This is a genomic window from Paenibacillus sp. FSL M8-0228 (assembly GCF_038007385.1).
Classification (GTDB): Bacteria; Bacillota; Bacilli; order Paenibacillales; family Paenibacillaceae; genus Paenibacillus; species Paenibacillus polymyxa_D.
Window position 1 is genome coordinate 418677 of sequence record NZ_JBBOXA010000001.1, and the last position, 24015, is coordinate 442691.

21 protein-coding genes and 1 riboswitch are annotated in these 24015 nt (G+C 48.0%); of the genes, 16 read left to right on the forward strand and 5 right to left on the reverse strand.

Annotated features, from left to right (window positions below):
* Position 1: 1 nt before the first annotated feature.
* The 3 genes from MKY98_RS01880 to MKY98_RS01890 are packed head-to-tail and all read left to right on the forward strand — an operon-like array spanning position 2 to position 3827.
* The gene (locus tag MKY98_RS01880; protein ID WP_069010722.1) at positions 2–835 is read left to right on the forward strand and encodes a carbohydrate ABC transporter permease; all 834 of its coding nucleotides are present in this window, start codon (positions 2–4) and stop codon (positions 833–835) included.
* A gap of 30 nt (positions 836–865) precedes the next feature.
* Positions 866–2662 (forward strand): cache domain-containing sensor histidine kinase, encoded by a 1797-nt coding sequence (locus tag MKY98_RS01885; protein ID WP_069010723.1) that lies wholly within the window; start codon positions 866–868, stop codon positions 2660–2662.
* On the forward strand, positions 2643–3827 hold the full coding sequence (locus MKY98_RS01890; protein WP_029514654.1) for a response regulator: 1185 nt from the start codon (positions 2643–2645) through the stop codon (positions 3825–3827). The genes MKY98_RS01885 and MKY98_RS01890 overlap by 20 nt, the downstream gene beginning before the upstream one ends.
* Before the next feature lie 72 nt (positions 3828–3899).
* On the opposite strand, the gene MKY98_RS01895 is transcribed toward MKY98_RS01890, so the two are convergent.
* Entirely contained in the window at positions 3900–4805 is a 906-nt protein-coding gene (locus tag MKY98_RS01895) for a LysR family transcriptional regulator (RefSeq protein WP_069010724.1), read from the reverse strand.
* A 160-nt stretch (positions 4806–4965) separates the two neighbouring features.
* On the opposite strand from MKY98_RS01895, the gene MKY98_RS01900 reads away from it, so the two are divergent.
* The 6 genes from MKY98_RS01900 to MKY98_RS01925 all read left to right on the forward strand — a co-directional run bounded on the left by MKY98_RS01900 (position 4966) and on the right by MKY98_RS01925 (position 11681).
* Entirely contained in the window at positions 4966–5556 is a 591-nt protein-coding gene (locus MKY98_RS01900) for a flavin prenyltransferase UbiX (RefSeq protein ID WP_069010725.1), read from the forward strand.
* Positions 5557–5584: 28 nt separating this feature from the next.
* Complete coding sequence (locus MKY98_RS01905; protein ID WP_029514657.1) at positions 5585–7003, forward strand: non-oxidative hydroxyarylic acid decarboxylases subunit C; 1419 nt, start codon at positions 5585–5587, stop codon at positions 7001–7003.
* A 42-nt stretch (positions 7004–7045) separates the two neighbouring features.
* On the forward strand, positions 7046–7270 hold the full coding sequence (locus MKY98_RS01910) for a non-oxidative hydroxyarylic acid decarboxylases subunit D (protein WP_029514658.1): 225 nt from the start codon (positions 7046–7048) through the stop codon (positions 7268–7270).
* Between the two features lie 71 nt (positions 7271–7341).
* Positions 7342–7803 carry a hypothetical protein gene (locus tag MKY98_RS01915; RefSeq protein ID WP_029514659.1) on the forward strand — a complete coding sequence of 154 codons (462 nt, stop codon included), beginning with the start codon at positions 7342–7344 and terminating at the stop codon, positions 7801–7803.
* A 164-nt stretch (positions 7804–7967) separates the two neighbouring features.
* Entirely contained in the window at positions 7968–9128 is a 1161-nt protein-coding gene (locus tag MKY98_RS01920) for a serine hydrolase domain-containing protein (RefSeq protein ID WP_069010726.1), read from the forward strand.
* A 216-nt stretch (positions 9129–9344) separates the two neighbouring features.
* On the forward strand, positions 9345–11681 hold the full coding sequence (locus tag MKY98_RS01925) for an Ig-like domain-containing protein (protein WP_069010727.1): 2337 nt from the start codon (positions 9345–9347) through the stop codon (positions 11679–11681).
* A gap of 160 nt (positions 11682–11841) precedes the next feature.
* Here the strand turns inward: MKY98_RS01925 and sdaAA are convergent, their stop codons facing one another.
* Positions 11842–12741 (reverse strand): L-serine ammonia-lyase, iron-sulfur-dependent, subunit alpha, encoded by a 900-nt coding sequence (sdaAA, locus tag MKY98_RS01930; RefSeq protein WP_069010728.1) that lies wholly within the window; start codon positions 12739–12741, stop codon positions 11842–11844.
* Positions 12731–13420: an L-serine ammonia-lyase, iron-sulfur-dependent subunit beta gene (gene sdaAB / locus MKY98_RS01935; RefSeq protein ID WP_069010729.1), complete on the reverse strand. Its 690-nt coding sequence runs from the start codon at positions 13418–13420 to the stop codon at positions 12731–12733. Before sdaAB ends, sdaAA begins: the two co-directional genes overlap by 11 nt.
* 212 nt (positions 13421–13632) lie before the next feature.
* Positions 13633–13748: riboswitch (glycine riboswitch) on the reverse strand.
* A 215-nt stretch (positions 13749–13963) separates the two neighbouring features.
* On the opposite strand from sdaAB, the gene MKY98_RS01940 reads away from it, so the two are divergent.
* The 7 genes from MKY98_RS01940 (at position 13964) to MKY98_RS01970 (ending at position 22608) form a co-directional block, all read left to right on the forward strand.
* Positions 13964–15559 (forward strand): DUF6359 domain-containing protein, encoded by a 1596-nt coding sequence (locus MKY98_RS01940; protein ID WP_208332433.1) that lies wholly within the window; start codon positions 13964–13966, stop codon positions 15557–15559.
* A 328-nt stretch (positions 15560–15887) separates the two neighbouring features.
* A complete protein-coding gene (locus MKY98_RS01945; protein ID WP_069010731.1) occupies positions 15888–16919 on the forward strand; it encodes an ABC transporter ATP-binding protein in 1032 nt (343 codons plus the stop codon).
* The gene (locus MKY98_RS01950; RefSeq protein ID WP_069010732.1) at positions 16897–17823 is read left to right on the forward strand and encodes an ABC transporter ATP-binding protein; all 927 of its coding nucleotides are present in this window, start codon (positions 16897–16899) and stop codon (positions 17821–17823) included. The genes MKY98_RS01945 and MKY98_RS01950 overlap by 23 nt, the downstream gene beginning before the upstream one ends.
* Positions 17824–17836: 13 nt before the next feature.
* Positions 17837–18805, forward strand: coding sequence for an oligopeptide ABC transporter permease (gene opp4B / locus MKY98_RS01955; RefSeq protein ID WP_029514667.1), 969 nt, complete (start codon positions 17837–17839; stop codon positions 18803–18805).
* A 28-nt stretch (positions 18806–18833) separates the two neighbouring features.
* Entirely contained in the window at positions 18834–19742 is a 909-nt protein-coding gene (locus tag MKY98_RS01960; RefSeq protein WP_069010733.1) for an ABC transporter permease, read from the forward strand.
* Between the two features lie 42 nt (positions 19743–19784).
* On the forward strand, positions 19785–21605 hold the full coding sequence (opp4A, locus tag MKY98_RS01965) for an oligopeptide ABC transporter substrate-binding protein (protein WP_029514669.1): 1821 nt from the start codon (positions 19785–19787) through the stop codon (positions 21603–21605).
* Between the two features lie 43 nt (positions 21606–21648).
* Positions 21649–22608, forward strand: a complete 960-nt coding sequence (locus MKY98_RS01970) for a LysR family transcriptional regulator (RefSeq protein WP_029514670.1) — start codon at positions 21649–21651, stop codon at positions 22606–22608.
* Positions 22609–22635: 27 nt separating this feature from the next.
* Here the strand turns inward: MKY98_RS01970 and MKY98_RS01975 are convergent, their stop codons facing one another.
* Complete coding sequence (locus MKY98_RS01975; protein WP_029514671.1) at positions 22636–23286, reverse strand: amino acid ABC transporter permease; 651 nt, start codon at positions 23284–23286, stop codon at positions 22636–22638.
* 14 nt (positions 23287–23300) lie between these two features.
* Entirely contained in the window at positions 23301–23960 is a 660-nt protein-coding gene (locus MKY98_RS01980) for an amino acid ABC transporter permease (RefSeq protein ID WP_023986681.1), read from the reverse strand.
* Positions 23961–24015: the final 55 nt, after the last annotated feature.

Genomic DNA, 24015 nt, shown 5'->3' on the forward strand with positions numbered 1-24015 from the left:
GATGGAACTGTTGAATGTCTTGAAGAAAACGGGAGTCTTTTCCTTATTGGCAATCTTAATGGTCACGCAGCTGTATCCACTCTTTTGGCTTCTGACCTATTCGTTGAAGACAAATGAAGAGATATTGAGCTCAAGCTTCTTTGCACTCCCTCAAGTGCCTCAGTGGCACAACTATCAGGAAGCCTATGAATCAGGGAGCTACTTGCGTTATTTAGGAAACAGTGTGCTGGTAACCGGGGTTACGATGATTTTCGTCATTTTATTAAGCTCGATGACTGCTTATGCGATTACACGTTTTCGTTGGCGCTTCGGGGCTGTTGTGCTGACCATGTTTCTGATCGGGATGATGATCCCGATGCAAGCTACACTACTGCCGCTGATGGTGATGTTTAAAAATGTCCATATTCTGAATACGTATTTCTCATTGATTTTACCCTACATTGCTTTTCAGACACCGATTGCGGTCTTCATCCTATCCGGCTTTATGCGGTCCATTCCCCACGAAATTGAAGAGTCCGCTTACATTGACGGAGCGAGCATTTATCGTATTTTCCGCAGTGTAATCTTACCCATCTCGATTCCGCCTACCATGACGGTATGTATTTTAACTTTCATTAATATCTGGAATGAATACATTATGGCTGCCACCTTTATCTCGTCCGAGAAGCTCAAAACTCTCCCTTTCGGCGTATATACGTTCGTCAGCCAGTATTCTGTGAACTACGGTAATATTGGCGCTTTTCTAGTCATGGGTGCCTTACCGGTCATTATTATTTATTTTGTTCTGTCCGAAAATATCACCAAGGGCATGGTTGCGGGAGCGGTTAAAGGATAGGCGGCCGATGCGAAAGGAGCGCAGAGAGGTATGATGCGCCGTTTTCAATCCATTCAATACCGCTTGTTTGTTCTGTTCCTATTAAGCATGTCGGGCATTGTGCTGGCGGTCAGTCTATTATTTTACAACCGTACTACGGTGCAGTTCCATGATAAGGTCAGCGAGCTGGCGCGTAAAAATGTATCCCAGACGGCAGGACTGTTCGAATTGCTGCTCGGCAGCTATAATAGTCTCTCCAAATCAATCAGCAACAATATGGATTTGGTTCGTCTGTTGACGACGGATAGTATTGATTTACCTGCTGTCAATTACATCAACGAACGTACGATTACGAATATTCTGGGGGCTATCTATTATTCGCGTGAAGATCTGATTGGCATCCATGTCATCACAGACACAGGCAAGGTATATAACTATGGCAATTATATGAATGTCATTGATACTCATTACGAACAGACGGAATGGTATAAGGAAATTCGAAAGTCGGCGGGAAAAATTGCATGGCTGGGCGTGTATCCTCACTCTGTCATTGATCAGGTGGAAACCAGACCCGTGTTTGCGTTTGGACGGCAGCTCTATGATTTGGATGAGCACAAGCCGATTGGTATTGTCCTGTTTGAGGCTGAGCCGGGTTCTGTTTTGTCGGCTCTCCACAATTTGCGGTTAGGTACCAATAGTCAGGTATATCTGCTGGGTCATGAAAATCGAATTGTGTCGGCCACTTCCCCTGATCCGCCACCGGATTTGCGAAATCTAGAGCAGCAGGTGCCAGAGGGGGAAGTTATTGTAAATCGAAGTAATGAGAATGTTGTAATCGCTTCCAAGTTGCCGTTTGCCGACTGGTCTGTGATTAGTGTGACACCTAGTGAGGATCTGAACGTGGAGCTGGTGCAAAATCAAAGGTACCTATTTATCGTGGCACCTATACTTATTATTGTGTCGGCGTTAATTGCGTCCATCGTCTCCAGAAGCATTTCCCTTCCGCTCAAGCGAGTCATTCGGGAGATGAAGCGAGTAGAGACAGGGAATTTCCGCCATACGGTAAACACCAAATCCTATGAAGAAATCAATCAGTTAGCTACTTCCTTTAACCATATGGTAAGACGAATTGCAGAGCTAATCGAGCTGGTGCGTATATCATCGGTCAGTGAAAAAAATGCGGAGCTACACGCGCTACAGACGCAGGTCAATCCACATTTTCTGTATAATACGCTGGATATGATCTATTGGATGCTGGACGAAGAGGGACAGGATCAGCTCGGAGAGGTGATTCTCTCCTTATCCCATATGTTCCGTTACAGTAGCCATTGGGAAGAGGGGGCTGATGTAAGCCTTCGTGAAGAAGTGGAGCAGGTTGGCCACTATCTCACCATTATTCAAGCTCGGCTGGAGGGCAGGGTATCTGTAGACATTAGCATTAATGAACGATGGATGGATATCCGCTTGCCAAAAATGACCTTACAGCCCTTGATTGAAAATGCGGTGAAGCACGGACTGGAGCCTCTTCATGCGAATACAGGTGGCAAGCTGCTCGTCAGAGCGGAGGAATATGAGGGTGTATTGAGCCTGCACATCATCGACAACGGTGCAGGGATGGAGTACGAACGATGGGAGGTGGTCCAGGTCGCTTTGGCAGAACCCGGCAAACAGGCGGGCAGCGGGCAGGCGGGAGGCATCGGCCTGCAAAACCTAAATTTACGGCTACGGCACATGTTCGGAGAAGAGTACGGCCTACGGATCTCTAGCGCACCTGGGGCCGGAACAACAGCCACTGTAAGTGTGCCTCTGCCACAGAAGGAGGAGAAACATGAATATTCTGATAGCTGACGATGAAAGTATGATACGGCAGGGGATTCGGCGTACCATTGGCCAAGCTCTACCCACCTGCGGCATTCATCTCGCTGCTTCCACCGAGGAAGCAGCAGGCATTCTGGCGGAGCATCCTGTAGATATTGTATTAACTGATATCCTGATGCCTGGCATGGATGGTCTGGAATTCATGCGTATTTCTAAGCGAAAGCATCCTCATCTGCAGTGGGTTGTCATTTCGGCCCATTCCGACTTCCATTATGCACAAAGAGCAGTAAAGCTGGGTGCCAAAGACTACCTGTTAAAGCCGATTGGTAAAAGAAAGCTGCTGGAATGCATTGAAATGTTGGCAGCCGAGGCGCTTGTAGCCTCGCAGCAGGCGAACGAGGGTAGGCTTCTCAAATCCAATATGGTTTATTTGCGTGAGGCCGTTTTCCAGCGCTATGCCCTTGGATTGGATACTGGTAAGCTGGATATACAGCCTTTTGTCGAAAATTATCCGGAATTCCATCTCTTCATGGTTCGCATGGAACCTGATCACAAGCAGACACATCTGGAGCATTTTATGATTGAAAATGTACTGTCCGAACTCGTTGAGGCAGGGGGCAGCGGCTTTGTCGTTAGTCTAGACCGCCATAGTCTGCTGGGTATTGCAAGGCTAAGGAGTGAGGCAGAGGCCGCACGGCTAGAGACGTTGCTCGAATCCCATTTGAAGCGTTATGTGAAGGTGCCCCTACAAATTACACGTTCGGGTGTTCATCACAATTTTGCTTCCATACCTGAAGAGGTGGCGCGGCTAAGACGTACGCCAGAGGAGATTGCAGCCGCAGCAACGGATACAGGAGAATGTCTCCGCAAAGGCATGCATACGGTAGATGTGGCGTTGCAATACATTCGGGCTCACTTTACAGAGGAGCTGTCACTTGAAAAAGTGGCCTCAATTGTATTTTTAAATCCGGTGTATTTTAGCCAGTTATTTAAGCAAAAGACGGGACAAGGCTATAAGGATTACGTCATTTCCTTGCGTATGGAGGAGGCGAAGCGGTTGCTCAGTGATCCTCATTTGCGGCTGGCTGATATTTCAGAGCGGATCGGCTATCAGGATATGCGGCATTTTACACAGGTATTCCGGCGCAAATGTGGAATGACTCCAACCGAGTATCGACATCAGGGAGTCAAGTAAGGCGATATCAACGACCGAATGAAGGAAGTTTATCCAGCATCAGACTGTTTCAGGAGTAGAGCGGTAGAGCATCTACTCGGGAACAGTCTTTTTTGTGTTTTCAGCTTGTAGCAGTTCAACCAATTTGCGAGCTGCATTGGATAAATAACGATCCTTGCGCCATACGACGGCAGGCCGTGTGAAGGGGAACGGCTCCTTAATGGAGAGTGTGCGAAATCTGTCCCCGTATTCTTGTCCCAAGCCAGCGTCTGGAATGATGGTAATTCCCATGCCTGTGGAAACGAGCGAGAGAATGGTCGATATTTCAGGACAGTCCAGTACGACGCGCGGAACAAGATGGTGTTCCTGAAATTTGCGTATGACGGTTTCGTATAGTCCGTGTCCCTCTGTTCGGCGTCCCAGCAAGAGGTCATAGTTGGCAGCTTCTTGTAACGTAATTTCCCCACTGGGATGACGATCTGCCCATTCAGACGGAAGTACGGCAACAAAGGAAACGCCCTCCAACTCAATTGAATGGTACGATTTGTCATCTACCGGAAGCAGCAACAGGGCCAGATCCACTTTATTTTGGTGCAGCAGCTCTTCCAGATGATGTGTGTCTCCGTGTCCTATTTTAATGTATACCTCTGGATAATCTTGATGAAAGCGGCTGAGTTGTTCAGTAATCAGAGACATACAGGCGGATGACGTGCCTATAGCAAGTGTGCCGGTTACTTTGTTTTCAAACTCCCCAATTTCTCTACAGGTGTCCTCCATTTCAGCCAATAATCGTTTGGCGCGTGTATACAGTGTATACCCGGCCTCGGTAACTTCCCACTTCTTTCCTTCACGGTAAATCAGCTTTACGCCAAGCTCGTCCTCCATATTTTTGAGTTGTTGACTCAGTGGAGGCTGGGCCATGTTGAGCGTTCTGGCAGCCTTGGTGATTTGCCCATCCTCCACGATGACACAAAAGTAATACAGATGCTTCATATCCATTGGGATTCCTCCTTATTTCTAAACAACGCTTCAATTAGGATACTTTTAAAGTATGTATTACATATATTATATATATTTTTCGTGTGCAGGGAACAGGCGTATAATTTTTGACAGTAATGCATGGGTGAACATAAAACGATGGAGTGGATGGAGGGGACATATGAAAAAAATGATTGTAGGAATATCGGGAGCGACAGGGTCGATCTTTGGTATCCGTATATTGCAACAATTACGAGAGGCTGGAGTTCAAAGCCATCTGGTACTATCCCCGTGGGCTATTGCGAACATTCCCTATGAGACAGGCTATACGGTGAAGGAAGTGGAGGCAATGGCGGATGCAGTCTACTCGTATAAGGATCAGGCTGCGCGTATTTCCAGCGGCTCCTTTCGGGTAGACGGTATGGTCGTCGCTCCTTGCAGCATGAAGACTCTTGCCTCTATTCGTATCGGTATGGCGGACAACCTGCTCACCCGATCAGCGGATGTGATGCTGAAGGAGCGAAAGAAGCTACTGCTCATGACCAGGGAAACACCATTAAGCAGTATCCATCTGGAAAATATGCTGGAGCTGTCACGTATGGGCGTGATGATCCTGCCGCCGATGCCTGCCTTTTATAATCATCCTGCAAGTATCGAGGAATTGGTAGATCATATTGTTTTTCGCGTATTAGATCAGTTCGGTATCGTCACAGCCGCAGCCAAACGATGGGATGGAATGAAGCAAACTGACTCCAGACTGCACCAGAATTGAGAAATCGAAAGACGAAGGAGAATGAATGATGGCTTATAAAGACTTTCGCGATTTTCTAAACACCTTGGAAAAAGAGGGACAACTACTCACGATCAGCGACGAGGTAAAGCCGGAGCCAGACCTGGCGGCAGCTAACAAAGCATTAAGCAATCTTGGTGATAAGACACCTGCTCTCTTTTTCAACAATATCTATGGATATACGGATGCTCGTATTGCAATGAATGTGATGGGCTCCTGGCCCAATCATGCCCTTATGATGGGAATGCCAAAAAATACGCCGCTGAAGGAGCAGTTTTTTGAGTTCGCCAGACGCTATGAACAATTTCCGGTGCCCGTGAAGCGGGAAGAAACGGCTCCTTTTCATGAAGTCGAGATTACAGAGGATATTAATTTGTTTGATATTTTGCCGTTGTTTCGTTTGAACCAGGGGGACGGAGGATTTTATCTGGACAAAGCGATTTTAGTTTCACGCGATCTGGATGACCCGGACACCTACGGTAAGCAAAATGTCGGCTTGTACCGGATGCAGGTGAAAGGAAAGAACCGTTTGGGCATCCAGCCTGTACCACAGCATGATATTGCGATCCATATCCGTCAGGCTGAGGAACGCGGCGAAAATCTGAAGGTGGCTATTGCCCTCGGATGTGAGCCTGTTATTACAACGGCTGCTTCTACACCGCTGCTGTACGATCAATCCGAATATGAGATGGCTGGGGCCATTCAGGGTGAGCCTTATCGTGTGGTCAAAGCGAAGGACGCAGATCTGGATCTGCCTTGGGGAGCCGAGGTCATTTTGGAGGGCGAAGTGTTGGCAGGTGAACGTGAGTATGAAGGTCCATTCGGTGAATTCACAGGTCACTATTCCGGCGGTCGCGCGATGCCAGTCATCCAGATTAATCGTGTATATCACCGCAAACAGCCTATCTTTGAGCATCTGTACATCGGGATGCCTTGGACGGAAACGGATTATATGATCGGTGTGAATACAAGTGTACCGTTGTTTCAGCAGCTTAAGGATGCTTTTCCTAATGAAATCGTAGCCGTTAATGCTATGTATACGCATGGGCTGGTCGCTATTATTTCCACGAAAACCCGGTATGGCGGCTTTGCGAAGGCTGTGGGAATGCGTGCGTTAACGACTCCGCATGGATTGGGGTATTGCAAGCTGGTGATTGTGGTGGACGAGGGGGTCGATCCGTTCAATCTGCCGCAAGTCATGTGGGCTTTATCCACCAAGCTTCATCCAAAGCATGATGCTGTCATTGTTCCTGGCTTGTCTATTTTACCGCTTGACCCCGGCTCTGATCCGGCAGGTATGACGCACAAAATGATACTGGATGCGACGACACCTGTAGCACCGGATATTAGAGGCCATTACTCGCAGCCGCTCGATTCCCCGCTGGGTGTAGCGGAATGGGAGAAAAAGTTGAGCCAAATGCTTCGCTAAATATTTTAAAAAAACAAAGAAAGATTAAAGGAGTGCTGACAGATGCATATTTGTCCCCGTTGTGAGTCCAATCGTTCAGAAGTTGTTTCCCATTCGCCGGTTAAAGATGCCTGGGAGGTTTTGTTGTGCCCTGTATGCCTGTTCACATGGCGAACCTCAGAACCGGATAGCATTACGGATCCAGCAAAGTATAAATCGGCGTTCAAGGTAAACCCCAAAGATATTCCGAATGCTGCTCATGTTCCTCCTATTCCAGAGCGGTTATAGGGTCGTTCGTAAGTAGCCGTAAATTATGGTACTTTGAAGTTATAGGCCAAAAGTAAAGGGGATTATACTTCATGCAGACACCAAGGATCGGTAAGGAACTGTTCACGCTACTGGACGGCAAGGCATTGGAGAACAAGCAGCATGAAGCCATGATGCTGCTGACGGTCACGGAAGATCAGTGGCCGCACATAGCGATGATTAGTGTGGGCGAAGTTGTAGCGCTGGACGAGGGGAATTTGCGTCTGGCCCTATGGCCGGGTACAACCACGACGGGCAACATGATCCGCACTGGGAAGGCGACGCTTGCGGTGTTTACCGGGGGGAAGGCGCATTATGTGCGGTTGTCACTGGAACATCTGCCTGCTTTGCCCGGAGCCAAGCATGTACGTGAGCGATTTGCGGCTCATGTTTTTGCAGCCAGAGAGGATTCGGCCCAATATGCGGATATTTTGACAGGTGTCACGGTTCGTCTCAAGGAACCGGAATCGGTGATTCATCGCTGGAAGGAAACGGTGGCTGAGCTGTTAATGTAAAGCCATCTGATTATGATAAATAATCTATGTATTTACCAAGTTTACCGTTAAAATAAATGCGAGGGAATAAGCGCTTACAAGAAATCACGCTGAACTTGTTGGAACAAGAATTAGAGCGCGAGGGGAAGCTTGTTTCTTTTGAAGGAAAAATAGGAGGGATGAATATGTCTCGTTTTGACAAGGTAGATCAGCTATTGCAACAATTTATAGTAAATGGGCCGGCAGGTTGCGGTTGTGCCATTGCCCAGAATGGTGAAGTGTTGTATGAAGGGTATCATGGATATGCTGATCTGGAAGCCGGAAAGCCAATCACTGAGGATACAGTGTATCGCTTGTTTTCCATGACAAAGGTTGTTGTCTGTGCGGCTGCACTTATGCTGTACGAACGTGGGCAATTTTTGTTGAATGAACCCTTGTATGAATATTTTCCCGAATATCGTAATGCGCATGTATTCAAAACCGCTCCTAACGGATACACCTACGTGGATAAGGCAGAGAATCCCATTTTAATTAAGCATATATTCAATATGAGTATGGGTCTTCCTTACGCTTCCGAGTCTTCAGAAACAGGAAAAGCTATGCAGAAGGCCATTGCAGGATTAAAGGAAAAGCAGGGGAAATATGACCTACGCACAGAAATTGAAGCGCTTTCTGAAGTTCCACTTGCGTTTGAGCCCGGAACACGCTGGTTATACGGATATGGACATGATTTTGTTGCAGGCCTTATTGAAGTGATTTCAGGTAAATCAGTAGGACAATTTTTAAAGGATGAAATCTTTGATCCACTTGGAATGAACAATACAGGTTACCGTTATCGTGGAGATATTGAATCGCGGATGGCCTCCATGTATCAACGGAAAGACGCCGGAAAACTTGAAAAAATGGAGGGTTTCCTGGATGAATATCATCAGCCAGATGCTATATATGAAGGCGGAGGCGCAGGTTTATATTCGACAGTCAAAGATTACCTCACATTTGCACAAATGATGTCAAATGGCGGCACGGTAAACGGTGTGAACTTATTGGGGAGAAAAACCATTGATTTAATGCGCACCAATCATCTGAATACAGCTCAACTATCGGATTTCACCAATTCATACCATACAGGTTATGGCTATGGACTTGGTGTGCGCACGTTAATGGATAAAGCGGTTGGGCATGCAAACAGCTCGATTGGAGAATTTGGCTGGACGGGAATGGCAGGCACCTGGGTTTCTATAGATCCGAGCGAACAATTCTCCGTCGTATATATGCATCAGCTCGATCCCAATATGGAAGAGTACCATCATTTGAGAGTTCGCGCGGCAGCTTATAGCTGTTTATAAATGCGGGATTGTGGATCTGTTGTGAAAACTCTTCACTATGGCCCTGAAGATACACAAATTGTAATGTCTAAATCTTTATCAGAAATGATCTAGTTAATAAGGACCAAATTTCCCTTGAAGCCTAAACTATTCTTTTCCATATGACGACATAAAACGTAGGTATAAGGATTTTGCGAAATCCTTAATTTAAGTTTTGAAATGGGAGGGAATTAGATTTTGAAGAATAGATGGTCCGGTTTTCTGGCGTTGGTCATCCTGATTTCAAGTTTTACATCATATGCAGGGTTTGCATCTGCAGCAGAAGCAGTGCTTTCCAAGATTGTCCTTTCGTCTAACGAGGTAACTTTGCAACAGGGGGATACAGCTGCATTGACGGCTACGGCTGTTTTTAGTGATGGGACAACCTCAAATGTAACCGTAAGCACGGATTGGAAAAGTGATAACACAGCTATTGCTACTGTGTATAATGGTACAGTTTCGGCCAAGGCTGAAGGGGAAGCCACCGTGGTTGCGACCTATAAAGATAAGGTACAATCGGTTCAGGTACATGTAACGAAAAAGGTTAAGGCGCTGACATCTAGTGTACAAAGCCTGAACTTGCGTTCAAGCGGTACAGGACAGGTTGATTTGACAGCGACATACAGTGATAATACAACAGCTCAGGTTTCGGGTGATGCTACTTGGACCTCGGATAATCAAAAGATTGCAACTGTAGTTAACGGTTTGGTTACCGCTCAGGGAGCAGGTACAGCCAATATTAAGGCCGTATATGGTCAGCAGACCGTAACCATTGCTGTACAGGTAGAGCAAGTTAAACGTCTTGATGTCAGTTCATCAGAGGTTTCTCTTTTGCTGAAGGATACTGAGAAGGTTAAACTTTCAGCGACGTTCCCGGATGGATCGGTACAGGACGTGACAGAGTCCGCTGAGTGGAGCTCCAGCAATGCAGCTGTGGCGGATGTACTGAAAGGCACCATTACCGGCTATAGCGCGGGAAAGGCGACAATTACAGGTAAATATGGCACGATGTCCGCTACGATTTCGGTGGATGTCGATCAAACGAATAAGCTGAAAGCCAGCGAATCCAATATTTTTCTCCGTCTGGATGAATCTAAAAAAATACAGGTTTCTGCTGTTTACCCGGATGGAACAGTAACGGATATCACGGATAAAGCTACTTGGGCATCAAGCGATGAAAAAATTGCAACGGTGAATAAAGGAACGATTATGGCCATCGGTGCGGGTTCGGCAACGGTGACCGCTAAGTATGGAGATAAGACCGTTTCGATCAAGACAGATGTCGAAACCTCTAGATTTCTGGATTTGAGCGAGGACAAGCTGAGCTTGAATGCCAAGGAATCCAAAAAGCTCAAGCTGACCGCAACGTACGTAACAGGTACGGAAGAAGATATCACAAGTAAGGCAGAGTGGAAGTCCAGCAATGAAGATATCGCTTTTGTCAGCGCGGGGGAAGTCACAGGTTATAAAACAGGTGAGGCTACCATCACCGCTTCTTATGGCGGCAAAACAGTTACAGCTACGGTATCCGTAAATGTACCCGGGGATCTGTCTCTGTCCTCCAAAACGGCAACAATTGATATTAATGAGGACTATACTGCAACTTTGACGGCTACTTATGCGGATGGGCGTAAGGAAGATGTAACACAGGATGCAGAATGGGCTTCAAGCGCGGAAGATATTGCCTCTGTGTCCAAAGGAACGATTACGGGTAAATCTGCTGGTAAAGCGGTTATTACAGCGACCTATAATGGCAAAAAACTAACAATTAACGTACAAGTGGGCCTTGTAGACCGTCTGGAAACAGACTCGCGTGTAATTGCGCTTGGTGCTCAGGAAACGAAGCAGCTGAAAGTAACAGGAGTTAAGAGTGGTGGTACAAAAACAGATGTAACCAAGGATGCCACCTGGACAACTAGCAATGTAAAAGTGGTTGAAGTTAGCGAAGGTTTGATCAAAGCGAATGGTAGTGGTAAGGCAACTGTGACTGCTTCATATGGCAAGCAAAACATTACGTTTACGGTAGAAGTGGACGTAGCGCAAAAGATTGAAGCGGATGCAATCGCGCTATCGCTCAAATCTGGAGATCAAAAAACCATCGCGATTGTGGTTAAATCGAGCGATGGTAAAGAAAAGGATGTTACAACCCAAGCTGAATGGAAAACGTCCAATTATAAGGTAGCCACTGTTAAAAAGGGTCAGGTTACCGCGGTCAGCTACGGTAAAGCTAACATTCAGGCGAAGTTCGGCGGGAAGATAATCAGCGTACCTGTAGATGTTGATACGCTTAAATATTTGCAAACAGACGAAGTCGCCTTGAATTTGAAGGCAGGACAGCTGGCTAAGGTTACGGCTACAGCCACGTATAAGGATGAGTCGGAGAAGGATGTTTCCAAACCGGCTGTCTGGTCCTCGTCCAGAATTATTGTGGCGACCGTCAAAGACGGTAACATTAAGGCACAGGGCAAGGGCAAAGCAGTAATTACTGTGAAATATGCAGGTAAAATGACGAAGATACAGGTAACCGTTCAGTAATCTGTAACCCGACTAAAAAGAAAAAGAGCAAGCATACGTCCAGCGACGATATGCTTGCTCTTTTCTTTATAAGGGCGAATTCTCTTTCCCTAGGACAATGTAGGGGAGAGGTAGTCGCCTTGTTTTATAGAGGAAAAGTAATTGGTTTAAAGCTTAGAAATTACGACTTATTCTTCTTGATTGATGCGTTGCGTGTAAGTGATTCGGTCAAACGCTTGCCAGTCGGCGTCTGAGCCAAGCCGCCTTTGGCGGTCTCGCGGTGCTTCGACGGCATCGCGCTGCCGACTTCAAGCATCACGTCAATGACTTCGTCAGACGGAATAGCGCTGCGCACACCCGCCAAAGCCATGTCCGCTGCGGCAAGCGCAGTCACGGCTCCCAGCCCGTTGCGCACGATGCACGGAATCTCCACGAGTCCGGCGACGGGGTCGCAAATCAGGCCGAGCGTGTTCTTAAGAGCGAGGCCCACGGCGTGAACAGCCTGTTCAGGCGTACCACCGCGCAGCTCGACCATAGCGCCAGCGGCCATCCCGATAGCTGAGCCAATCTCAGCCTGACAGCCTCCCTCCGCGCCAGAAATGAAGGAGTTGTTGGCGATCACGTAGCCAATGGCTCCAGCGGCGAATAGGCCGTTCACCATATGCTCATCATCCCAGCCGAACCGTTCCTGCGCACTGATGAACACACCAGGGATAACCCCACATGAGCCTGCGGTAGGAGTGGCGACAATGCGACCCATGGATGCATTAACCTCCGACACGGAGAGGGCATAAGCCATGGCGAGCGCGGAGGCATCACCGGAGCAGGTCTCCCCTGACCGCAGATACTCGGCCAGGCGCTTGCCGTCGCCGCCCGTCAATCCACTGCGGGATACGGTGTCTTGTGTCTGACCGCGATGAACGGCTTCCTTCATGATTTCATAATAATCAGACATTTGGCGAAAGATTTCTTCCTCCGTTGTATTCGTTTCTTGTACCTGTTCTTGAATCATCAAGCGGCCAATCGTGGTGGATTCTTCAGCGCATAAAGCGCTGATCTCATGCAGATGGCTAAACCGCATCGGATTCAGCTCCTTTTTTCAAATTAATCATCTTAATTTCATACATATGAGGTAAAGAACGCAGTTCCGCAATCAGTTCAGCTGGAGCAGAACTGTCCGTTTCAATGGCGGTGAGTGCTTCACCATCCCGGCCTTTGCGATCTACGTGCATATAGGCAATGTTAATGTGGGCCGCGCCCAGCGCTGAAGTTATTGCGCCCAATGTACCGGGCTTATCCGAGTGGAGAAGCACCAGCGTAGGCAGCTCCCCGGTCAGATTGACCCGGAATTCGTTGAGTTGCTGGACATGGATGCTGCCGCCGCCGATGGAGGAGCCCAGCAGTGTGCGCTGATCCTCGCCCTTCCACAACTCGAAACGGACGGTGTTCGGATGAGGAGCGGGGAGTCCACTGACGGCGAATTCCACGGTCATCCCGGCTTGCTCGGCCCATTGCTCGGCATCTGGAATCCGGTGATCGTCCGTATCGTAATTAAGCAGTCCTGCGATGAGCGCCAGATCCGTACCGTGTCCTTTATACGTATCGGCAAAGGAGCCGTACAGTGTCATACGGGCACGGTCAGGCTGCGCCCCGAGCCAGTGCCGGGCAACGCGTGCGAGTCGCACCGCGCCTGCGGTGTGTGAACTGGAAGGTCCGGTCATGGCCGGGCCGATAATAGAAAATACATCTTTGAAACGCATGGTGTGGCCCCCTGTATGTTCTAATACCATACTATATGGTATTTCCGCGTCTTTGCGCGGTTATGACGGTTCCTAATGCTGACGCACAATGTGAGCACAAAAAAAGGACAGGATAAGGAAGTTTCCCTTATCTCTGTCCTCGTTACCTGAGAGTTTCGTGCGGTGTTCTTACCGCCTTACCCCTTGGGTGGCTTGCGCTCTCTCCAGAGTTGCGTCAGATGACGATACATGGACCTGAGAGATTATCCGCCAGCCGGGTGCTGGCGTCTTGCTCCTTCGGTGCCGCCAGAGTGTAAGCCTCCTGGACAGACTCTCCCGTCATCTTCATTCGCGTATACCGTTCTACATGTCTTTCTTAGCGTAATGTATGACGTGCTCGGTGTCAATCACAGGGTTTAATTTTTACATAAACAGGTGCATTTCCAATAAAAAAGATTAAAGTTTACATAATTACGGATGAAATCAGGAAGGAATTAGAAGATTGGCGGCTAATCTGATAGAGGACAAGTACATTTATGGAAATCATAGGAGGGATATTGACGTATGGTAAAAGGCTTGCGGTTCACAGGTTCACGCTTAAAAGGGATGCTGCATCTAGCAGCGATCGTTTCACTGCTGATCGGGATCTTCGTTCCGTTCGGTCAGATCAAGGCAGAGGGAGCATTGACAGTAGCCGAAGCACTTCAGGGCCAAAGCAGTGGAGGTACGGTGACGGTAGAAGGTTATATCGTCGGACATGCCACCGGATCGAAAACGGCTAACTTTTCTTCTCCGTTTGCGAATGATTTTAACGTACTGATTGCCGACCAGGCCAATGAACGTAGCACGTCTAATCTATTGGATGTACAGCTGACATCCGCGTACAGAGGGCAATTTGGGCTAACAGGCCATCCTGAGCTGATTGGCAGCAAAATCCGTGTGACGGGTACACTCGGCGCCTACAATAATTTTGGTGGAGTGAAAAGCCCAAGCGCTGTTGAACTGGTGAACGGAAGCGAGCCAGGGGAACCTGGTGAACCTGAACCTGGCAACCCGGGTCAACCCGGTACTACATTGCCGGATGGAAAAGGCAAAAAGGTGCTGCTCGATAATACGCACGCACAGACCGCTGGTGCAGCAGATTGGGTCATTGAAGGCGCCTTCTCCGACTTTGCCAATGGACTGCGTAATGTAGGCTTTACGGTAGACCCATTAAATCGTCCCATTCCTTTTACTTATGGAGAGCAGGCCATAACCTATGACAAGCTGCGCCAATATGATGTGTTCATTATTGGTGAAGCGAATGTTGCCTTTAAGGCATCCGAGCAGGCTGCCCTGCTGCAATACGTGAATAACGGAGGGAGCGTCTTCTTCATCTCCGATCATTATAATGCAGATCGTAACAAAAACCGTTGGGATTCCTCCGAGGTTATGAATGGCTACCGTCGTGGAGCCTATACTAATCCGGCCAAAGGCATGACTGCAGAAGAGGCTGCATCACCGGCAATGCAAGGATTAACAAGCTCCGATTGGCTGGCGGCCAACTTTGGCGTTCGTTTCCGTTACAATGCGCTCGGTGATGTGAATGCTACCGACATTGTAGCCGCAGATCAATCTTTCGGTATTACCAAGGGTGTGCGCTCGATTGCCATGCATGCAGGATCTACGCTGGCTATTATTGATCCTACCAAGGCTAAAGGCATTGCTTATATCCCTTCAGGCACGAAAAAATGGGGGAATGCGGTAGATCAGGGGGTTTATAACGGCGGGGGCCGTGCGGAAGGACCTTATGCCGCTATCTCCAAGGTAGGCCATGGCAAGGCGGCATTCATCGGTGATTCTTCCCCTGTAGAAGATGCTACACCGAAATATGTGCGTGAGGAAAACGGACAGTCGAAGAAGACATATGATGGCTTCAAAGAAGTGGATGATTCAACCTTCCTGGTGCAAACGGTTCAATGGCTTGCATGGAAGCAGGACTACACGAAATTGTCTGATGTGGCAGGTTTGACTCTGGATCAACCAACGAAGCTTCTGCCATTCGAAGAGCCTGCGGCGTCCACGGAACCACAGCCTGAGCCTTGGTCTGCTCCGGCAGCAGGCTACAAATGGTACGATCCTAGAACATTCAAGTCTGGCTCCTATGGAGCGGCTTCGTAAATTATATTGTCAGGAGCTCAATGTGAGCTTGGGTTAGTTAGTCGTTTGATCCCTGCTGAGGGATCAGGCGACTTTTTTTGTGATGAAAATTAACCTGTGGTTGGTTATTTCATTACATTTTGTGCCAGAAAGGCCGCACTATTGCTGGATCATTGATTTTTTAAATGATGTTGATAGCATAATCTTAATTGATATATCCATATACTGGTGATAGGATGTATTCAAATTATTCCGACAAAAACGGTATGTAATGTTCATGAGAGGTTTTAAACATCAAACATGGTGAGAATAAGCGGGACAAGACCATGGAGAATGGAGGAAGCGCGCATTGAATACCGAACCTGTGTTGGAAATTAAAGGATTATCCGTATCTTTTCGCATCCAGGATCAATATCACCCCGCAGTCGACCATCTGGATCTGACGGTCAACCCCAATGAAGTGCTGGCTGTAGTCGGAGAATCCGGCTGTGGCAAAAGCGCGTTAGCGCTTTCGATCCCGCAACTGCATGACATGGAACGCACGCGTGTAGAGGGGGAGGTCTTTTTTAAAGGAACGGACTTGAACCGTCTTTCCTCAGGGCAAATGAATAAAATCCGCGGAGCGGGAATTGGCATGATCTTTCAGGACCCGTTGACAGCACTCAACCCGTTGATGAGCATTGGCAAGCAGATTGAGGAAAATCTCGATTATCATACGTCACTATCTACGAAGCAAAAAAGGGAACGTGTGCTTGAGCTGCTGGAAAGTGTAGATATACCGAATCCAGTGCGTGTGTATGATCAGTATCCGCATGAACTGTCAGGAGGGATGCGGCAGCGTGTGATGATCGCGATTGCCATAGCTTGCCGACCTTCTCTTATTATTGCAGATGAGCCGACGACTGCGCTCGATGTAACGATCCAATCGCAAATTCTCGACTTGCTCAAACAGCTTCAACAGGAGACTGGGAGCGGTATTATCCTGATTACGCACGATCTTGGTGTTGTGGCAGAAGTAGCCGACCGCGTGGTGGTCATGTATGCCGGAGAAATCGTGGAGAGCGCTGATGTTTTTGAATTATTCAGGCATCCACAGCATCCGTATACGCGTTCTTTGCTTGCTTCCATGCCGGGATCGCATACCAAGGGGGAATCACTGCATGTCATCGGCGGCATTGTTCCCTCATTACAAGATATCCCCCGCAATAGCTGCCGCTTTGCTCCACGTATTCCCTGGATTCAGCAGAGGGTGCATGAAGACCATCCCCAATTAAATGAAATTTCCCCTGGACATTGGGTCCGTTGTACATGTTATCAGCATTTCCATTTTGAAGACGAGGCAAAGGGGGAGGCTGCTCATGGCACTACTGGAGTTAAATGATTTGAGGGTGCACTATCCGGTGCGCGGTGGTTTCTTCCAGCGTGTTATCGATCAGGTGAAAGCAGTGGATGGCGTGTCGATCAGCATTGAGGCAGGCCAGACCTACGGGCTGGTGGGGGAATCTGGCTGTGGGAAAACGACGACAGGCAGGACGATCATCGGTCTAAATAAGCTGACGAGCGGACGGATTTTGTTTAAAGGAAAGGACCTTGCAGCTCTAAGTAGTAACAATCGTCATCCATTGCGTAGAGATATTCAGATGATTTTTCAGGACCCATACTCTTCGCTTAACCCGCGTAAGCGCGTATTGGATGTCATTGCTGAACCGCTGCGAAATTTTGAAAGGCTGAGTAGTGAGGAAGAACGGAGAAAAGTACAGACGTTGCTGGAAAAGGTCGGCTTGAACGCCGATGCAGCCTATAAATATCCGCATGAATTTTCCGGGGGGCAACGACAGCGGATCGGGATCGCGCGTGCGCTGACATTAAACCCCAAGCTGATCATTGCTGATGAGCCAGTGTCAGCACTGGACGTTTCCGTGCAGGCACAGGTGCTTAATTTTATGAAGGATGTGCAGCAGGAATTTAATTTGACGTATTTGTTCATCAGCCATGATTTAGGTATTATCCGCCATATGTGCGACCAAATCGGTATTATGTATCGGGGCCGTCTAGTGGAGCAGGGGAGCGAGCAAGATATTTATGAGCGTCCACAGCATCTGTATACCCAGCGCCTCATTGCAACCATTCCCAATATTGATCCTACAAAACGGCTGGAAAATGCTCAAAAAAGGCGAATGCTTTTATCCTCCTACAAAACAGAGCTACCCAAACATCTAGACGCGAGTGGAAAATCGTTTGCACTAAAATCAGTAAGTCCATCCCATCAAGTCGCGCTACCATAAGGGGGTACAGAATATGTGGAAATTTACACTGCGTCGGCTACTGGTTATGATCCCTCAACTTTTTGCACTGAGCGTGCTTATATTTTTCCTGGCTAAGGCTATGCCGGGGGATGCCCTGACAGGACTTATTACTTCGACACCCAATCTGAATCCGGCCGCACTGGAAGAGCAGCGACAAAGACTGGGACTGAATGACCCGGTGTGGATGCAGTATGGGAACTGGCTCGTCCAGCTTGCTCACGGGGATCTGGGCAAATCTTATGTACATAAAATTAGCGTTACCGATCTGATTGGCAGCCGTCTGGGGAACACGTTCTTTCTGGGCGTAGTCATTCTGGTTCTGACGTATCTGATCGCCATCCCGCTCGGCGTACTCAGCGGTCGTTATCAGCATAGTCTGCTGGACAAAACCGTAGTGGGCTATACCTATCTCAGCTTTGCGACACCTCTATTTATACTCGCGTTGCTGCTGCTGTATGTATTCGGCTTTAGGCTCGGCTGGTTTCCAACCAGCGGCAGTGTGGATGTAGGTGTGGAGCCGGGGGCATGGTCATATTACGTGAACAAGTCGTATCATCTCATTTTACCGGCGGTTACAGGCGCATTGCTCAGTACAACGGCTACGATTCAGTATTTGCGCAATGAGGTCATTGACACAAGACTGAAGGATTTTGTGAAAACAGCGCGTTCCAAAGGGGTACCCGAAGGTAAAATTTATTCCCGCCATATTTTCAAAAACTCTCTATTGCCGATTGCTGCCTTTTTGGGCTATGACCTGACGGGAGTCATTGCAGGCAACATTTTTCTTGAATCTATTTTCGGTTATCCGGGGTTGGGCCAATTATTTCTTCAGTCCATCACTCAACGGGATTTTTCAGTCGTGAACGCGCTGGTCATGATTTCTGGCTTCTTGGCACTATTAGGGACCCTTTTATCTGATGTCATCCTGAGCAAGGTCGATCCCCGCATTCGAATTGAATAGCGAACAAGTCTAGAGAAAGGGAGGGATTATGGTGTCTATACAGGTGGAGGAGGTTTTCACGCCGGGAATCATTCGTAAATCACCATCCAGTTGGTCTGTACTACGTCGTGAGCTGGTGCGTGACAAAATGGCCTTGGTTTCCATTGGCTTTGTGATTCTGTTCTTGATCTTTATATATGCCTCTGTCCTGTTTGTAAATCAGGATGTAGTCACGACGGTCGATTTGGGCGCGATTCGTGAAGCTCCAGGCTCAGTGCATTGGCTGGGGACAGATCGAGCGGGCAGAGATATTTTCGGCCAACTGGTCATTGGAGCCCGCAATTCCTTCACTATTGGCTTTACGATTACATTGTTATCCGCCGCTATTGGCTTAACATTAGGTTTACTGGCTGGTTTTTATGGGGGAATGGTCGATAACATCATCATGCGGATTATTGATTTTATTTTGGTGCTTCCATTTTTGATGTTGGTCATCGTATTTGTCAGCATTGTACCCAAAAGCGGCATAGGGTCCTTTATTTTTATCATGACTGCCTTTTTATGGATTGGAAAAGCACGCCTGATCCGGGCGAAGGTGTTGTCGGAGCGCGAACTGGATTATGTGCAGGCTTCCAAAACCCTTGGCACACCCAATTGGAAAATCATCTGGTTTGGCGTGCTGCCCAATCTTAGCTCGGTCGTGATCGTCAATCTGACCCTCAGTCTCGCGGGGAATATCGGGATTGAGACCGGGCTTTCTTATCTCGGCTTTGGCTTACCGGAATCTACGCCAAGCTTGGGTACACTGGTGAGTTATGCCAATGACCCGGATGTTTTGCAGAATAGCTGGTGGATGTGGTTACCTGCCTCACTGCTTATTTTGGTGTTAATGCTGGCGATTAACTTTATTGGCCAGGCGCTCAAACGCGCCACGGATGCCAGACAACGATTGGGTTAACCGAAGTTCAAGGATAAGGACAATGACAAGGAGGGATTTACAATGGTTAAACACTGGAAAAAAGGGATTCTGCCTGTTCTAGCTGCAATTTTGGTACTTTCATTGGCGGCATGCAGCGGTTCGCCTTCCGCTTCAAATGGAGGGAAATCGTCTGACGGTACAGGCGGCTCAGGGTCCGACAGCAAACAGGTGAATGCGACAGCGCTGGCGAAGGCGATCAAGAACGATAAGGCCCCGATTAAGGGTGGCATCATCAATTATGCACTCGTGTCTGATACCCCTTTTGAAGGCATTCTGAATCCTGTATTTTATGAAGGCAATCCTGATTTTGAAGTCTTCCAGTTTTTTTATCCTTCTATGTTTTCGATTGACTCCAATCTGAATATTGACAATAAAGGGGCGGCGACGATTTCCTTTTCCCCAGACAATAAGGCGGTGACTGTGAAAATTGATCCCAAACTGAACTGGACGGATGGTAATCCCGTAACGGCGGAGGACTATGCTTTTTCCTATGAAGTGATCGGTCATAAAGACTACGAAGGTCCGCGTTATGATAGTTTTATGACGAATATTGTGGGTATGGAAGATTATCACTCGGGTAAGGCCAAAACCATTTCTGGCATCAAAGTGCTCAATGAGAAAGAGGTTACCATTCATTTCAAGGAACCTAATCCTTCGGTGAAATCGGGACTTTGGTCTACACCCCTGGAGAAAAAGGTGTTTCAGAATATCCCCGTGAAAGATATGGCCGGATCAGACCCTGTCCGTAAAAATCCGATTGGCTATGGGCCGTTCAAAATTAAATCCATGGTTACAGGTGAATCTGTGGAATTTGTCAAAAATGAGGATTATTTTCACGGTGTACCCAAGCTGGATGGCCTTCATCTGAAGGTGGTGAACCCGAATGTCATTACCGAGGCGCTGAAAAGTGGAGAAGTCGACTGGGCCAGCTATCCAACCACCCGTTACAATGAGGCCAGCAATCCAAAAAATGTACAGTTTCTCGGTCAGGAGGAATTATCTTATAGCTATGTAGGCTTTAAGATGGGCAAATTCGATCAGGCCAAGAGTCTAAATATCATGGACCCGAACGCCAAGCTGGCGAACAAGTCATTACGTCAGGCCCTCGGCTATGCGCTGAATAACGAGCAGGTTGGCAAGCAGCTCTATCATGGGCTTCGGACTCCTGCGACATCCTTGGTCCCGCCCGCCTTTAAGGGATATCATGATGTGAATGCGAAGGGCATTGCGTATGATCCGGACAAGGCAAAAAAGCTGCTGGACGAGGCAGGGTATGTGGACACCAATGGAGATGGATACCGTGAGGACCCTAAGGGCAAGGAACTGGTGCTCCATTATGCGGCAATGAGCGGGGATGCGACAGCCGAATCGCTGGCGAAGTTTTATTTGCAAAATTGGAAGGATGTCGGGCTTCATGTCGAGCTGGTGGACGGCCGTCTGCTTGAGTTCAATTCTTTCTATGACCGTGTGCAGAAGGATGACCCTGGCATTGATATTTTTGGCGGCGCATGGAGTACAGGTACAGATGTAAACCCTAGTGGGCTGTATGGACGCGGAGCCAGCTTTAACTACTCGCGCTTTACCAGTGAAGAGAATGATAAGCTGTTGCAGGAAGGGGTGTCTGTGAAAGCCTTTGACGACAATTATCGTAAAGATATATACAATCAGTGGCAGGCGTATATGAGCGAGGAGGCACCCATTGTACCGACGTTATTCCGTTACTCGTTGGAGGCAGTGAATAATCGGGTAGCCAATTACGATATTACCCGTGGCAAGGAGTATGATGCAGACACGTTTGCGAATATTACGTTGACTGCGGAAAAAGCAGAAGTAGCCCAATAATCTAAAAAAAGCGCAATAACCTGAAGAAGAAGCGCGAACCGGTTTGATCCGATTTTGCGCTTCTTTTGACCTTTTATGCAATCATTCTGGGGATTCTCGAAGGGAGAGAAGGAAGACGGAGATACGTCAGCTTCAATACTTCATTGCGGTATGCGAGGAACTGCATTTTACGAAAGCTTCGGAAAAGATCGGAATCTCCCAACCCACACTTAGCTTGCAAATTAAGGCGTTGGAAGAGGAATTGGGCATGACTCTTTTTGACCGTGCAGGCAAGAAAATTAAGATGACAGATGCCGGGAAATTGTTGCTGCAACACAGTGCACATGCGCTCAAGGATTTACAGCAAGCAAAGGCTTCCATTGAGGAGTTGCGCACCGAGCAACGCGGGAGTTTGCGGATTGGTATCGCATTACCGGAGCTGGAGGAACCATTACAAGAAATGTTTATCCATTTTCATCAGTCATTTCCTAGAGTCAGCTTGCACATCCATCCATCATTTGATGTCACAGAACAGCTGCTGGATAACCGAGTGGATGTTGGCATCACGCTGCATTCGGGTACGGATGAAAGGCTTGTCCAGCTTCCTCTTCGTACGGAGAACTACTGTCTTGTTGTTCCGGTAGAGCATGTGTTTTCCAACCGTTCTTCCATTACGCTGGACGAATTGAGGCATGTACCCTGGGGGATGCAGCCAGAGTGTCATCCCGGCAGGAAACTGATTGAGAAGTGCTTCCGTGATCGCGGGTATCCTTTTGCAACCGTCTTGGAGACCAATTCCATACCTTCCATCCTGCGCTGGGTGCAGGATGGACTTGCCGTAACCCTACAGACGGAGTCCCTTGCAACAGAATTGGATCACTCACAATTTTGCACTGTACCTATTTTGTGCGACGTGCTCCAGGGTCAGCTAGAGCTGGTTTATCGGTCTGGCCGTTATCAGGGAGAAGCGTTGAAGCAATTGATTAAAGAGATACAAGCTGTACTAACCGTGCGTTCCAACTAGTGGCAACCCTGATGAGTATCACGAGCTTTAATGTGTACGAACTTCCAGCCTGCGTGCAATCAGTGACATACTGTAATTGACAGCAAAGTACAGGAAAGCTGCGAACAGCAGGGCTGGAATGACAAAGGATTGATTTTGCCCACCGACAATCTGAATATTATGCGTCAGCTCCGGCAAACTGATAATGACAGCCAGTGAGGTATCCTTGAATAGGGAAATGAACTGGCTGACAATCGGGGGCACCATGCGACGAAGCGCTTGGGGCAGAATGATATGCCATAAGGTTTGAGAATAGCTTAGACCAGAGGAACGTGCGGCTTCCACCTGTCCTTTATGGACCGAATTCAGACCGCTACGCACAATCTCAGCAATCATGGCTCCCTCGAAGATCGACAGGCCTGTAATGGCTGCCCACTTGAGGGAAATGGAAAGACCGATAGATGGTAAAACCATACCGATGAAGAAAATAATGAGCAATAATGGAAGATTACGAATGAGATCAATGATAAAGGCTGCAACCTGTGAAATGACAGGTAAGCGGGTATAGCGCAGAATGCCGAATAAGATACCAAGAGCGAAGCTGAACACGATAGAGTAAATAGCAACCTCCAGCGTGAGCAGGAAGCCCTCCAGTATAAAACGCACATTAGGCCACACAAACAATCCACCGAAATCCATACAGGCTTCCCTCCTTAGGATGTTTTGGACAGACGCCGTTCCATGTACAGTACAAGAAAGCTAAGCGGAACTGTCAAGATAAGATACAACAACGCCGTGATGGCGTAGACTGTGATGGGCAGGAAGGTATCCGAGTTAATGAGGTCCGAGTAATACATGAGGTCCAGCCCGGCCACAATAGCCAGCACGGAAGAGTTTTTGACCAGATTAATGAATTGGTTGCCGATCGCAGGCAGTACAATTTTGATGGCTTGCGGTAAAATAATGCTGATCATCGTCTGGTTGTAACTCAACCCGGAGGACCTTGCCGCTTCAAATTGCCCCTTGGGCACAGATTGAATGCCGGCACGTATGGCTTCAGCAATAAAGGAGGCTGTGTATACGGTCAATCCAAGCGTTCCAGATACGAATCCGTCCAAAGGGATGCCCAAAGTGGGAAGCCCGAGATAAAAAAACAGCACGACGATCAGCAATGGGATATTGCGGATGACCTCTACATAGACGGTACCGATCCAGTTTAGCCATTTAAAAGGCGCAATTCGGAGGATGGCAATAATAGCCCCCAGAATAAAGCTTCCGATCAAGGCAATGACACTAGCTTGAACGGTATGAAGCAAGCCTTCTCTGAAACGGTCGCTATGATCGAAAAGTACGTTGATATCAAAAGTAAGCATCTACAGGTATACCTCCTTATCCAGACTTAAGAAAGGAAGGAGCTCGCAAGCGCGG

Excerpts from the sequence above, each read along its gene's own strand:
- MKY98_RS01895 (WP_069010724.1), bottom strand. The coding sequence starts at position 4,805 with ATGGATATGAAGCATCTGTATTACTTTTGTGTCATCGTGGAGGATGGG.
- MKY98_RS01880 (WP_069010722.1), top strand. The coding sequence starts at position 2 with ATGGAACTGTTGAATGTCTTGAAGAAAACGGGAGTCTTTTCCTTATTG.
- MKY98_RS01940 (WP_208332433.1), top strand. The coding sequence starts at position 13,964 with ATGGTAAAAGGCTTGCGGTTCACAGGTTCACGCTTAAAAGGGATGCTG.
- MKY98_RS01885 (WP_069010723.1), top strand. The coding sequence starts at position 866 with ATGATGCGCCGTTTTCAATCCATTCAATACCGCTTGTTTGTTCTGTTC.
- MKY98_RS01900 (WP_069010725.1), top strand. The coding sequence starts at position 4,966 with ATGAAAAAAATGATTGTAGGAATATCGGGAGCGACAGGGTCGATCTTT.
- MKY98_RS01960 (WP_069010733.1), top strand. The coding sequence starts at position 18,834 with ATGGTGTCTATACAGGTGGAGGAGGTTTTCACGCCGGGAATCATTCGT.
- opp4A (WP_029514669.1), top strand. The coding sequence starts at position 19,785 with ATGGTTAAACACTGGAAAAAAGGGATTCTGCCTGTTCTAGCTGCAATT.
- sdaAB (WP_069010729.1), bottom strand. The coding sequence starts at position 13,420 with ATGCGTTTCAAAGATGTATTTTCTATTATCGGCCCGGCCATGACCGGA.
- sdaAA (WP_069010728.1), bottom strand. The coding sequence starts at position 12,741 with ATGCGGTTTAGCCATCTGCATGAGATCAGCGCTTTATGCGCTGAAGAA.
- MKY98_RS01950 (WP_069010732.1), top strand. The coding sequence starts at position 16,897 with ATGGCACTACTGGAGTTAAATGATTTGAGGGTGCACTATCCGGTGCGC.
- MKY98_RS01920 (WP_069010726.1), top strand. The coding sequence starts at position 7,968 with ATGTCTCGTTTTGACAAGGTAGATCAGCTATTGCAACAATTTATAGTA.
- MKY98_RS01905 (WP_029514657.1), top strand. The coding sequence starts at position 5,585 with ATGGCTTATAAAGACTTTCGCGATTTTCTAAACACCTTGGAAAAAGAG.
- MKY98_RS01910 (WP_029514658.1), top strand. The coding sequence starts at position 7,046 with ATGCATATTTGTCCCCGTTGTGAGTCCAATCGTTCAGAAGTTGTTTCC.
- MKY98_RS01890 (WP_029514654.1), top strand. The coding sequence starts at position 2,643 with ATGAATATTCTGATAGCTGACGATGAAAGTATGATACGGCAGGGGATT.
- opp4B (WP_029514667.1), top strand. The coding sequence starts at position 17,837 with ATGTGGAAATTTACACTGCGTCGGCTACTGGTTATGATCCCTCAACTT.
- MKY98_RS01915 (WP_029514659.1), top strand. The coding sequence starts at position 7,342 with ATGCAGACACCAAGGATCGGTAAGGAACTGTTCACGCTACTGGACGGC.
- MKY98_RS01980 (WP_023986681.1), bottom strand. The coding sequence starts at position 23,960 with ATGCTTACTTTTGATATCAACGTACTTTTCGATCATAGCGACCGTTTC.
- MKY98_RS01975 (WP_029514671.1), bottom strand. The coding sequence starts at position 23,286 with ATGGATTTCGGTGGATTGTTTGTGTGGCCTAATGTGCGTTTTATACTG.